We start from the raw sequence: 12,342 nt of genomic DNA, 5'->3' as shown, positions 1-12,342 counted from the left end.
CCCCGGCCAGGCTCCCGCCCCGACGTCTCAAGAACTCCGCACCGCCACCCGAACCCCACCCCCCAAACCAGTAAACTCCCAAAGACCCTCCCCAAAACAACAAACAACACCCGACAGCCCCATGCACCCTCTCTCCACCATGTCCACCGCGGTTGCCGCCGCAGTCCGCATCGTGCTTACCGACATCGACGACACGCTCACCACCGATGGCCGGCTGCCAGCCGATGCGTATGCGGCCCTGGAACGGCTGGAGGCGGCCGGCATCATGGTGGTGCCCATTACCGGCCGGCCCGCGGGCTGGTGCGACCACATCGCCCGCATGTGGCCGGTGCGCGCCGTGGTGGGCGAAAACGGGGCCTTTTATTACGCCTACGACCGCGCCGCGCGCCGCATGAAAGCCCACTACTGGGCCGACGCCCGCACCCGCGCGCTGAACCGCGCCAGGCTGGACGCCATACGCGACCGCGTGCTGCGCGAAGTGCCGGGCGCGGCCGTCGCCAGCGACCAGGATTACCGCGTGGCCGACCTGGCCATCGACTTCTGCGAAGACGTGCCCGCCCTGCCCGACGCGGCGGTGACGCGCATCGTGGAAATCTTCCACGATGCGGGCGCGCAGGCCAAAGTCAGTTCCATCCATGTGAACGGCTGGTTCGGCGACTACGACAAGCTCACCATGACCCGCACCCTGTTCGAGCGCGAACTGGACCTGGACATCGACCGCGAACTGCCCAACTGCCTGTTCATCGGCGACTCTCCCAACGACGAGCCCATGTTCGCGTTCTTTCCCGTTTCCGTCGGCGTCGCCAACATCCAGGCCCTGCTGCACCGGCTGGCCAAGCGCCCCGCCTACGTGGCCGCGCACCATGGCGGCGGTGGCTTCGTCGAAATGGCCAACCGGCTGCTACAGGCGCGCGCCGCCGGGCACCAGGCATGAACACCGCCAGCCCCGCCCCCGCCAAGCCCTCCGACGGCCGGCGCAGCATCCAGTCGGTGGAAGTGGGTTTTCCGCTGCTGTCGGCGCTGGTCGAGGCGGGCAAGCCGCTGACCCTGCGCGACCTGGCCAGCGCGGCCGGCATGACCTCGGCCAAGGCGCACCCCTATCTGGTCAGCTTCATACGCGTGGGGCTGGTGCAGCAGGACGCCATCACCGGCCAGTACGAACTGGGCCCGTTCGCCCTGCAGATGGGCCTGGTCAGCCTGCAGCGGCTGGACCCGGTACGAGTGGCCATGCCCGAGATCGCCACGCTGCAGTCCAGCATCGGCCATACCCTGGGCATTGCCGTGCTGGGCTCGCACGGCCCCACCATGATCCACATGACCGAGGCCAGCTACCCGGTGCACGTGAACATGCGCAAGGGCACGGTGATGTCCATGCTGCACACCGCCACGGGCCTGGTGTTCGCGGCCTGGCTGCCCCCGAAGGTGGCCGAACATTACATCGCCCGCGAAGAAGGCGACACCGCCGTCATCGCGGGGCAACAGCCGCCGCGCAAGGTAATGTACGCCGATATCGAGGCGCGCCTGGCGGACATCCGCGTGCACGGCATGGCGCGGGCCATCGGCAACCCCTTGCCTGGTGTGGACGCGCTGTCCGTACCGGTGTTCGACAGCACTGGCAACGTAGTACTGGCCTTGACGGCCCTGGGGCCCACGGGCCTGTTCGATGTGGCCTGGGACGGCAGCATTGCCAAACCGCTGCTGGCCTGCGCGCGGGAAATCTCGCGCAAGCTGGGGCATCGCAGGTAGTTGTATCCGGCCTACGGCAACGACGTCTGCGCGCCGCGCAGGCGCTCCACCGCCAGGTCCACGAACGCGCGGACTTTTGCCGGCGCCTGCCGCCCCTCGGGATACAGCACGTGAATAGGCAGTGGCGGCTCTTCGTGGTCGGCAAGCACGATTTGCAGTGTTCCGTTCAGCAAGGCAGGCGCGACCTGGTAATGCAGTACCCGCGTCAAAGCCAGTCCGGCCGTCGCCGTCGCAATGGCCACCTCGTTAGTGTTGGACTGCAGCCAATTCTGGATGGTTACTTTGTGGTCGCCGGCGAACCGCCATTCGGGCGACGCCCAGGCGCCCGTGGGCGCCGCAATGCGATGGCGCTTGAGATCGGCCGGGGCCCGCGGAACGCCATATTCCTGGAAATAGGCCGGCGAACCGCATACCACCCGCCGCACACTACCCACCTTGATCGCCGCGAAGCCGGAGTCCTGCAAGCGCCCGATGCGTACCGCGACATCGATTCCTTCTTCGATCAGGTTTACCGGGCGGTCTACGAACAGGACCCGCCCGCTTACCGCGGGATAACGCGCCAGGAACTCGTGCAGGATGGGCAGCACATGCATCTGCCCGAACAGCACCGAGGCAGTGACGGCAAGCGTGCCCGACGGCGCGGCGTAATAGCCTGCCGCGGCGGCCTCGGCTTCGGCGATGTCCGCCAGGATGCGGGTGCAATCGTCCAGGTAGCGCCGGCCGGGCTCCGTCAGCTTCACGGACCGCGTCGTGCGCGCGAACAGCCGCGCGCCTACCGTGTCTTCGAGGGCCGCGATGGCCCGCGTCACGGCGGGCGCGCTCAGGTGCAACTGGCGCGCCGCACCGGCGAAACTCCCGGTTTCGGCCACCTTGACGAAGATGCGCATTGCCTGCCAACGATCCACCTGTGCGCCTCCCGCGCGCGGTACGCGTAGAGCGTAGGGTACCGCAATGCGCGGCATCAAAGCGCAAGCTGCAGGCGGCCGTCTTCGGCATGCTCTTGCTGGGCGGGCACCGCGCAACAGATCAGCACCTCGTCGTCGGCCACCGTGGCTGCCGGCGTCCTAAGGTAAGCAACCGAGCCCTTGAGCAGCCTGGTCCGGCAGGTGCCGCAAGTACCCGTGCGGCAATTGAAGTCTGGATTCAGCCCGCGTGCTTGCGCGAGGTCCAGCAAGGTGCCCGATGCCGGTGTCCAGCGCGCCTCTTTCAACGATTCAAGAAAGGCCACGGATACGGGCGACGATGAAGCGCGAGGGCCCGCGGCCGGCATGGCGCCGGCTTCGTGGCTGCGCGCCAGCGATGAAGGCCCGAACGACTCGGCATGAATACGGAGATCGGCAACGCCATAACCCCTCAGGCCATCGTACAGGCCCTGGGCAAAGCCCGGGGGCCCGCAAAGGTAGAAGTCATAGTCGTTGAACGCCAGGAACCGGGTCAGCAGCGCCATATCGATGCGCCCCGCGGCGTCGTAATCGCGCCCCGCCTCGGCGCCGGCAGTGTCGCTGAGCACGCGTACCAGCACCACCGCGCCATTCGCCGAGGCAACCAGCCGGGACAACTCTGTGTCGAACACGCGGTCCGCCTTGCGGCGCGCTGCCTGGAACAGGATCACCGGGCGCATGCGCCGCGTGCGCTGTCCTTAATAAACAATATGGCGCAGCATGGCAAGCATGGGCGTAATGCCGATGCCGCCGGCAAGCAGCACCGCGGGCCGCTGCGCGCGGGCGTCCAGTGTGAATGCCCCGGCCGGGGCCTGGGCTTCGATCGTATCGCCCACCCGCAGCCGGTCGTGCAGGTGCCGCGAGACCCGCCCCTCGCGCTTCACGCTGATGCGGTACTCCCCATCGGATGGCGCACCCGAAAGCGTGTAGGCGCGTATCGCGGGGGCTGCCGCCCCAGGAAGCGCCACGCGTATCGGCAGATGCTGGCCCGCCAGGTAGGGCGCAAGCCCTTGGCCGTCGGCGGGCTCCAGATAAAACGACCGGACGGACGGGCTTTCGTCGCACACCCGGGTAACAACCAAGGGCCGCCACTGCGTGGCCAGTTCACGCGCGCGCAGACGGCCGGCGGCCTGCGCCCAGTCGCCGGTCATCAACGAGTTGGGCGACCAGCCGTCCGGCCGCGGCCGCCAGCGCAACGCAAGCGCGTCTCGGCGGCGCACGATGCGCCGGGCCCGGAAAGTCCATAGGCGCTCCGCCCCCTGAAAGGCCGCGATCTCCGGGGAATCCAGGATGACTTCCGCGTCGCCGGTCATTTGCAGCACATCGCCGCGTTCATAGTCCACGAACACCAGCCCCGCCCTGCCATTCAGCACGAAGTTGCCCAGCGTGGCGAAGAACAGATTGCCATCGAAGTCCGGTATGGTCAGCAGCCCGTCGTCGGATACCCGCACGAAACCGGCCTTGCCGCCGCGATGGGACACGTCCACCTGCCGGCGGTCGGCGCGGTCGGCATACGAGGCGACAAAGAACGTGTCCGCCACCTCGATCTGGGCACGGGCGCGGGCGTCCAGCCGCGCCAGGTCTTCCCGCGGACCCGCGCAAGGCTGGTCCGGATCGCGCACGAACTCGAAATCGCGCAATTGAATGTACCGCGGGCAGTTGCCGAAACTTTGGTCCACCTGGACGTGCAGGCCGCCGCCGGTGCCGGCAATCATGCCGTTCATGCGGTTGCGGCGGCGGGTATGCATTTCTATGCCGAGCAGCCCGACGGGGGCGCCGGCGCGCAGGCCTGCCCCTGCCGGGTCGTTGGCCTCGGCCGCGGCGCCGATGTCCAGCACCGTGGGGCTGGGCGATGACATGAAGCCCGGCTTGCCGGCCAGGATCGTGGCCCAGGCGTCATCGTCGGGATCGACACTGCCCAGCACGATGAACGGCAATTGGGCGTAGAACTCGCGATGCTGGTCGGGCATGTGGTCGCGCACGACCCGCTGGCCGACCTCGCGCATGCGCGAGGCCACGCCCGCCCTTTCCTGGATGAGGGTTTCTCCTTCATGCCAGACGGGCAGCTTCGATAGTTTCCCGGCCATTTCAGTGTCCTTGGCGGCGCGGCGGCGCCGCGCGATGCATAAGCGTGGGCGGCGGGCGTCAGGCAGCCAGCCCGGCGGGGGTACTGGCCAGGGGAACGAAGCCGGGCAAGGCTTCGATCCGGCGCAAGTAGCGGTTCACTGCCGGATACGCGGCAAGATCCACGTTCCCTTCGGGGGCCCGCGCCACGTAGCTGTATATGGCCACGTCCGCGATAGTGGGGTTGCCGCCCACCAGCCATTCGCGGGCGGCCAGGTGTTGCTCCAACCTGGCAAGCAGCACGTGCGCCCGCGCGATGACCTCTTCCGGGTTGAATTTCGCGCCAAAAACAGTAACCAGGCGGGCCGCGGCGGGCCCGTATGCGAGCTCGCCGGCGGCCACGGAAAGCCAGCGTTGTACGGCGGCCGCCCCTTGCGGATCTTCCGGCAGCCAGTCGGTGCGGCCGGTTTTCCTGGCCAGGTAGACCAGGATGGCATTGGAATCGGCAATGACAATGCCGTCGTCGTCCAGGACGGGCACCTGGCCGAATGGATTCAGCGTCAGGAACCCGGGCGTCTTGTGCTGCCCGGACGGCAGGTCTACCGCCACGAGTTCATAAGGCAAGCCCAGCAGCGAAAGGAACAGGCGGGCGCGATGCGCGTGTCCGGATAGCGGAAAGTCAAAGAGTTTCATCGGGATCTCCAAGAATGGCCGGGCCGTTGCCGGGCCGTACTTGAAGCTTAATTAGCCCTTCGAAAATACAGAATCCGTTATTTCTTCATCTCTTAATTTCGTTTACAGAAATAATTGGGCGGGCGGCGCGCCGCAATGGCGCCAGGCAATCTCGCGCACCTGTTTTTCACCCAAAACGAAAATAAATAGAAGAAAACGAAAAGAACACGAAAACAACGCGAAAACAAAAACAGGTGATATCCCATCTGGGCGGTTTCGTTTTTTTGTGTTTGAATATTTAGTGTCAAGTCATATTCAAACACTGCACGAGGAGACCCACCATGCCCGCCCTGCGCCTGTTGCAAGCGGCCGCCGCCATCGCCATGGCATTCGGCCTGCAAACAGCCCACGCTGCCGACGCCTGCCCCAACCGCGGCGACCTGGACCAAATGTACTGCGACGCCAACAAAGACCTGGTCGCGGACACCCCCACCGATGCCGACAAGCTCAAGACGCCGTCGACGCTGGTGTTCACCTACACGCCGGTTGAAGACCCGGCCGTGTACGCCAATATTTTCAAGCCCTTCACCGAATACCTGAGCGAATGCACCGGCAAGCGCGTGGTGTTCTACCAGGTGCAAAGCAACGCGGCCGAAATCGAAGCCATGCGCTCGGGCCGCCTGCACGTGGGCGGCTTTTCCACCGGCCCCACCGCCTATGCGGTGAACATCGCCGGCGCGGTGCCCTTTGCCGTCAAGGGCTACGCAGATAGCTTCCAGGGCTACAACCTGATCGTCATCGTCAAGAAAGACAGCCCCTACAAGACGCTGGCCGACCTGAAGGGCAAGAAGCTGGCCCATACCTCGCCGTCGTCGAACTCGGGCCACATGGCCCCGGTGGCGCTGTTCCCCAAGGAAGGCCTGGTGCCCGACAAAGACTACAAGATCATCTTCTCGGGCAAGCATGACCAGTCCGTCATGGGGGTGAACTCGGGCGACTACGATGCCGCCGCCGTGGCGTCCGACGTGTTCCACCGCATGGCCGAACGCGGCCAGGTCAAGGAAGAAGATTTCCGCATCATCTACACCAGCGAGAAATTCCCCACCTCGTCATTCGCCTACGCGCACGACCTGGAACCGAAGTTCCGCGACAAGATGCTGAAGTGCTTCTACGACTTCCGCTTCCCCGACGAAATGAAAGAAGCCTTCGACGGCGCCGACCGCTTCTACCCTGTCACGTACGAAAAAGACTGGGCCATCGTGCGCCAGGTCGCCGAATCCGGCGGCGAGCGCTTCAACCGCGCGGGCTATGACCGCGAAACCGCCAAGAGCAAGGGCAAGCAGTAAGCATGACCACTTCTTTACGCATTGCCGGCCTGGTCAAGGAATACCGGGCCGGCAGGCCGGTGCTCAAGGGCATCGACCTGCACGTCGAAGGCCAGGGGCTCACCGCCATCATCGGCCCGTCGGGTACCGGTAAAAGCACGCTGCTGCGCTGTATCAACCGCCTGATCGACCCCACCCGCGGCGAGATCATCCTGCAGACCGGCGCCGACACCGTCGACCTGGCCGGCATCCGCGGCACGGCGCTGCGCCAGGCGCGGCGCCGCATCGGCATGGTCTTCCAGGAATACAACCTGGTGGAACGCCTGACCGTCATGGAAAACCTGCTGACGGGCCGGCTGGGCTACAGCTCGGCATTCAAGGCCTGGCTGCGCCGCTTCGAGCCCGATGACATCGAACGCGCCTACCAACTGCTGGACGTGGTCGGCCTGGACGGCTTCGGCGACCAGCGCGCCGACGCCCTGTCGGGCGGCCAGCGCCAGCGCGTGGGCATTGCCCGCGCGCTGATGCAGCGCCCGCAGTTGCTGCTGGCCGACGAACCCACGTCGTCGCTCGACCCGAAAACCTCGGTGGAAATCATGGAACTGCTGTCCGAACAGGGCAGCGCCAGCGGCATCCCGGTGCTGGTCAATATCCACGACGTGGAACTGGCCCGGCGCTACGCCACGCGCATCGTGGGCATGTCGGGCGGCAACATTGTCTACGACGGCGACGGCCAGGGCCTGGACACAACCACGCTCAAGGCCATCTACGGAGGCGAATCGTGGCTGCAGTAAAACGCCGCCCGTTCGCGCTGTCGTGGCAGGCCAAGGCCTGCGGCCTGCTGATCCTGGCGTACGCCATCTACGCGGCCGGCCAGCTCGATTTCAGCATGGAACGCTTCCAAAGCGGCCTGGGACACGCGTCCACGCTGCTGGGCCGCATGTTCCCGCCGCACATCCAGCAGCCCGGCACGCTGTGGCAGGGCCTGGCCGAAAGCCTGGAAATCGCGGTGCTGGCCTCGGTGCTGGGCATTATCATCGCCCTGCCCATCGGCCTGCTGGGCGCGCGCAACCTGATGCCGGCCTGGGCCTCGTGGCCCGCGCGCGCCATCGTGGCGCTATGCCGCTCGCTGCACCCTGTCATCGTGGCCATCCTGTTCGTGAAGGCAGTGGGCTTCGGCGCACTGGCGGGCATTCTGGCCCTGGCCGTCGCCTCGGTGGGCTTCATCGGCAAGCTGTTCACCGAATCCATCGAGGAGATCTCGCTGAAGCAGGTGGAAGCCGTGCGGGCCACCGGCGCCTCGTTCGCCAATGTCATCCTGTTCGGCGTGCTGCCCCAGGTGTTTGCGCGCTTCATCGGCTTCGCCACCTACCAGTTCGATTCGAACCTGCGAAATTCCACCATGGTGGGCATCGTGGGCGCGGGCGGTATCGGCGGCACGCTGTTCTCGGCCTTCCAGCGCTTCGACTACGACTTCGTGGCGGCCATCCTGCTGACCCTCATCGCCATCATCATGCTGGGTGAACTGCTGGCGCGTTTCGTGCGCGCGGTTTTCCTCGACAACCTGGGGTTCGACCAGATCCTGCAGCGCCGCTTCGATGCGGCGCGCGGGTTGGGCGGCAAGGCGCGCCAACGCCCGGAGGCCGACGAATGAACGCCTCTACGACACTTGCCAACCAGGCGGGATATCCGCGCAGCTGGCAGCGCTACACCATGGGCCAGCGGCTGTTGCGCTTCGCGCTGTACCTGCTGGTGGTAGCCGCCGTGGTGCAGGCGCTGCGCAGCGTCGAGGTCATTCCCGAATTCCTGTACGACGCCCCCCAGCAAATGGGCGATCTCCTCAGCCGCATGTGGCCCATCGACTGGTCGCACTACGCCGAAGGGGTGCAGGGCCCGCTGATGGAAACCCTGCACATCGCCACGCTGGGCACCATCCTGTCGGTGGTGCTGGCCGTACCGGTGGGGCTGCTGGCCGCCAACAACCTGACGCCCAATCGGCTGGTCAACCAACTGGCCCGGCTGGTGCTGGTGTCCAGCCGCTCGGTCAACTCGCTGGTGTGGGCCCTGCTGTTCATCGCCATTTTCGGCCCGGGCCCGCTGGCGGGCACGCTGGCCATTGCGTTCCGGTCCATCGGCTTCGTGGGCAAGCTGGTGGGCGAAGCCATCGAAGAGGCGCAGCGCGGCCCGGTCGAGGCCCTGACCGCCACCGGCGCCAGCAAGGGCTCGGTGCTGTGGTATGGCTATTGGCCACAGATCCGGCCGGCATTCTGGTCAATCGTGCTGCTGCGCTGGGACATCAACGTGCGCGAATCCGCCGTGCTGGGCCTGGTGGGCGCCGGCGGCATCGGCATGGCGCTGGACACGGCGATGAACCTGTTCCAATGGGACCGGGTTGCCCTGGTGCTGGTGGCGATCTTCGCAGTGGTGGTGGCGGCGGAAATCATCATCACCCAGGCGCGCAAGCGCATCCTGTAGGCCGCCGGCTATCTGGGGTGGAATAGTCCCGGGTGTCTGGCTCCCGCCAGGGTGCCAGACACCGATGTGTGCGCAGGCTCGACCCGACAGGGCCGGGCCCCTGCGGGAGCCAGACCCCAGCACGGACTGCCGCCAGATGAACCTTTCATGACAGGTCATCAAATTTCCGGGCCACTTGAGTACTATCAGGTGTTTAGCTTCCGGTCGCGGACCATGTCAGAACAAGAATTGAAGTTGCACGTCCCGGCTGCCGCGCGTCGCGCGGTTCAGCAGGAAGTCCGCCAGGGCGACGCCGCGCGCATCCGCCTGCATGCCCTGTATTTCGACACCCCCACCCGCGAACTGGCCCGCGCGCGCATCGCCCTGCGGTTGCGCCAGGAAGGCCGCGACTGGGTACAGACGCTGAAGGCGCCCGGCGCCGACGCCATCACCCGCATCGAGGTCAATCATCCGCGGCCCGGCCCGGTGCTGGACTTGTCGGTGTACGCCGGCACCGAATTCGAAGGGCCGCTGTCGGCCATCAAGGGCGACCTGGGCCTGCGCTACGAAACCGATGTACAGCGCCAGCTGCGCCGGGTGCGCAGCCGCTACGGCACGATTGAACTGGCCTATGACACCGGGGTGCTGCGGGCCGGCTCGCTGGAACTGCCCATTTCCGAACTGGAATTCGAACTGCTGTCGGGCCGCCCGGCGGCCATTTTCGCGGTGGCGCGCCGCTGGCAGCAGCGCCACGGCCTGGTGCTGGATGCGCGCAGCAAATCCGAACGCGGCGATGCGCTGGCCAACCTGGCCAGCGAACTCGCCACGCTGGACGCCGACGACCCAGACATGCAGGCGCGCCGCGGCACCGCCATCGCCCGTTTCTGGGCGCCGCGCGGCGCCTCGTCGGTAAAGCTGGACGAAGCGATGACGCCGCCCCAGGCCATGGGCCGGGTGGCCGCCGAATGCCTGGACCAGGTGGCCCGCAATGCCGCCATGCTGGCCGAAGTGGATACGCTGGGGGTGTACCCCGCCGGCCATTCCGAACACGTGCACCAGTTGCGGGTGGGCATGCGCCGCCTGCGCTCGGCCTGGCGCCTGTTCGACGGCTGGGTCGCGCCGGCCCCCGCCGCCGTGCAGCATGGCATACGCACGCATTTCTCGGCCTTCGGCCAGAACCGCGACCAGGACGTGCTGAACGAAACCGTGACGCCGGTATTGTTGAAGGCCGGCATGCCGGTCATCAACTTCGACGCCCCGCCTCCAGACATCGATTCGCAGGCCATCGCCGCCAGCAAGGCCTTCCAGGGCTGGCTGCTAGACACCCTGGAATGGAGCCTGGACGTACAGCCCGCCGCCCCCGCGGCTCCGCCGGCGCCCATTGCGCCATCCGACACGGCGCCCGAACCCTCGTTCCGGCTGGACGGCACCGGCGCGGCGCCCTCGGTCACGCCCACCATCATCCCGATGCTGCCCGACAACGAGCCCAAGCCCCTGGCCAGGCTGCTGGCCAAGCGCCTGCATCGCTGGCACAGCAAAGTGGCCGCGCAAGGCACTCAGTTCATGACGCTGGACATCCCGGCGCGGCACGATTTGCGCAAGCGCGGCAAGCGCCTGCGCTATGGTTTGTCGTTCGCGGAGTCGCTGCTGCCGCAGGCCAAACTGCGCGGCTACCGCAAGCAACTATCGGCCGTGCAGGACCTGCTGGGCGAGATCAACGACCTGGCCATGGCCAAGGACTACTACCAGGCATGCACGGCCACGCAGCCGCAAGCCTGGTTCGCCCTGGGCTGGATCAGCGCGCGGCTGGACAAACTGACGGTAGAAGCCCAGAAAGCCTTCGACCAGTTGGCCGACACCAAGCCGTTCTGGAAATAAGCCGCGGCGCGCAGGCGCAGTTGCGGCCGAGTCAGATGGCCGGGTGTCTGGCTCCCGCCAGGGTGCCAGACACCGTGGTATCCCACGACAGTCTCAGTTGGACGGTGTCCGGCACCCTGACGGGAGCCGGACACTTGGCAATGCCGGCGAAAACTCGCCGCGGCAGCTTAAGGTAGTGCCATGGGAGTCAGACACCTGGTAACGGCCGGGCGCCGGTTGGCCCAGCCGTCCCCTTGCGTGCCGCGTCAATCCGCCAGCAGCGCCGCCGCGAATTCGTCGGCCACGAAGGGCTGCAGGTCTTCCATGCCTTCGCCCACGCCGATCCAGTACACCGGCACCGGGCGCACGCCCTGGCTGCCGGCGGCCACCGCCGCCAGCGTGCCGCCTTTGGCGGTGCCGTCCAGCTTGGTAACCACCAAGCCGGTCAGTTCGATGGCGGCGTCGAAGGCGCGAATCTGCGCCAGGGCGTTCTGTCCCGTGTTGCCATCCACCACCAGCAGCACTTCGTGCGGCGCGGCGCCATCGGCCTTGCCGATCACGCGGCGGATTTTCTTCAGTTCTTCCATCAGGTGCAGCTGCGTGGGCAGGCGGCCGGCCGTGTCCACCATGACCACGCCGGCGCTGCGCGCACGGCCCGCATTGACGGCATCGAACGCCACGGCGGCCGGGTCGCCGCCTTCCTGGGCAATGACGCTGACGTTGTTGCGGCTGCCCCATTCGATGAGCTGCTCGCGCGCCGCCGCGCGGAAAGTATCGCCCGCCGCCAGCAGCACGCTGGCGCCCTGCCGCTGGAATGTGTGCGCCAGCTTGCCGATGGACGTGGTCTTGCCGGCGCCATTGACCCCGGCGATCATCACCACCAGCGGCGCGGCGCGGCGCAGGTCGAAACCGCGCTCGAGCGGACGCAGATGGTCGGCCAGCAGTTCGCGCAAGGCAACCTTGACCTTGGCCGGATCTTCGATGCGTTCCTTGCGCACGCGCGCGCGCAGCGCCGTCAGCAGCTTCTCGGTGGCCTCCAGGCCGGCGTCGGCCATGATCAGCGCCGATTCGAGTTCTTCGAACAGGTTTTCGTCGACCTTGACGCCCACGAACAAGCCGCCCAGGCTTTGCCCGGTGCGCGAAAGGCCCTGCTTCAGCCGGCCCAGCCACGAGGTTTTCCTGGCAGGTTCGGAAGGCGCGGCCTCGGCCGGCACCGCCGGGGCGGGCACTGCCGCTGCCGGTTCGGCCTCGGCAGGCTGGGGGGACGCGGATGGCGCTTCGGC

General features: G+C 66.9%; 10 protein-coding genes and 1 pseudogene. 7 read left to right on the top strand and 4 right to left on the bottom strand.

Annotated elements, in window-relative coordinates:
* Positions 1–139: 139 nt before the first annotated feature.
* Both LPZ50_RS14200 and LPZ50_RS14195 read left to right on the top strand, forming a co-directional pair.
* Entirely contained in the window at positions 140–934 is a 795-nt protein-coding gene (locus tag LPZ50_RS14200) for an HAD-IIB family hydrolase (RefSeq protein ID WP_230662121.1), read from the top strand.
* Entirely contained in the window at positions 931–1,746 is an 816-nt protein-coding gene (locus tag LPZ50_RS14195; protein ID WP_230662119.1) for an IclR family transcriptional regulator, read from the top strand. The genes LPZ50_RS14200 and LPZ50_RS14195 overlap by 4 nt, the downstream gene beginning before the upstream one ends.
* Before the next feature lie 11 nt (positions 1,747–1,757).
* Here the strand turns inward: LPZ50_RS14195 and LPZ50_RS14190 are convergent, their stop codons facing one another.
* The 3 genes and pseudogenes from LPZ50_RS14190 to LPZ50_RS14180 form a co-directional block, all read right to left on the bottom strand.
* Positions 1,758–2,651, bottom strand: a complete 894-nt coding sequence (locus tag LPZ50_RS14190) for a LysR family transcriptional regulator (protein ID WP_230662118.1) — start codon at positions 2,649–2,651, stop codon at positions 1,758–1,760.
* A 56-nt stretch (positions 2,652–2,707) separates the two neighbouring features.
* Positions 2,708–4,774 (bottom strand): annotated as a pseudogene (locus tag LPZ50_RS14185) (pyridoxamine 5'-phosphate oxidase family protein).
* 58 nt (positions 4,775–4,832) lie between these two features.
* Positions 4,833–5,444, bottom strand: a complete 612-nt coding sequence (locus LPZ50_RS14180; RefSeq protein ID WP_230662117.1) for a glutathione S-transferase family protein — start codon at positions 5,442–5,444, stop codon at positions 4,833–4,835.
* Positions 5,445–5,764: 320 nt separating this feature from the next.
* On the opposite strand from LPZ50_RS14180, the gene phnD reads away from it, so the two are divergent.
* The 5 genes from phnD (at position 5,765) to LPZ50_RS14155 (ending at position 11,080) form a co-directional block, all read left to right on the top strand.
* Complete coding sequence (phnD, locus tag LPZ50_RS14175) at positions 5,765–6,769, top strand: phosphate/phosphite/phosphonate ABC transporter substrate-binding protein (protein ID WP_230662116.1); 1,005 nt, start codon at positions 5,765–5,767, stop codon at positions 6,767–6,769.
* Positions 6,770–6,771: 2 nt separating this feature from the next.
* The gene (phnC, locus tag LPZ50_RS14170; RefSeq protein ID WP_230662115.1) at positions 6,772–7,542 is read left to right on the top strand and encodes a phosphonate ABC transporter ATP-binding protein; all 771 of its coding nucleotides are present in this window, start codon (positions 6,772–6,774) and stop codon (positions 7,540–7,542) included.
* Positions 7,530–8,402: a phosphonate ABC transporter, permease protein PhnE gene (gene phnE / locus LPZ50_RS14165; protein ID WP_230662114.1), complete on the top strand. Its 873-nt coding sequence runs from the start codon at positions 7,530–7,532 to the stop codon at positions 8,400–8,402. Before phnC ends, phnE (LPZ50_RS14165) begins: the two co-directional genes overlap by 13 nt.
* Positions 8,399–9,223, top strand: a complete 825-nt coding sequence (phnE, locus tag LPZ50_RS14160; protein ID WP_230662113.1) for a phosphonate ABC transporter, permease protein PhnE — start codon at positions 8,399–8,401, stop codon at positions 9,221–9,223. Before phnE (LPZ50_RS14165) ends, phnE (LPZ50_RS14160) begins: the two co-directional genes overlap by 4 nt.
* A 213-nt stretch (positions 9,224–9,436) precedes the next feature.
* Positions 9,437–11,080: a CYTH and CHAD domain-containing protein gene (locus LPZ50_RS14155; protein WP_230662112.1), complete on the top strand. Its 1,644-nt coding sequence runs from the start codon at positions 9,437–9,439 to the stop codon at positions 11,078–11,080.
* A 245-nt stretch (positions 11,081–11,325) separates the two neighbouring features.
* Here LPZ50_RS14155 and ftsY read toward each other — a convergent pair.
* On the bottom strand, positions 11,326–12,342 hold a 1,017-nt coding region (gene ftsY, locus LPZ50_RS14150), incomplete at its 5' end, for a signal recognition particle-docking protein FtsY (protein ID WP_268903407.1).

Origin of the sequence: Bordetella petrii, assembly GCF_020991325.1 — a bacterium.
Lineage (GTDB): Bacteria > Pseudomonadota > Gammaproteobacteria > Burkholderiales > Burkholderiaceae_B > Bordetella_A > Bordetella_A petrii_E.
This window is presented reverse-complemented; position numbering and strand designations above follow the sequence as displayed.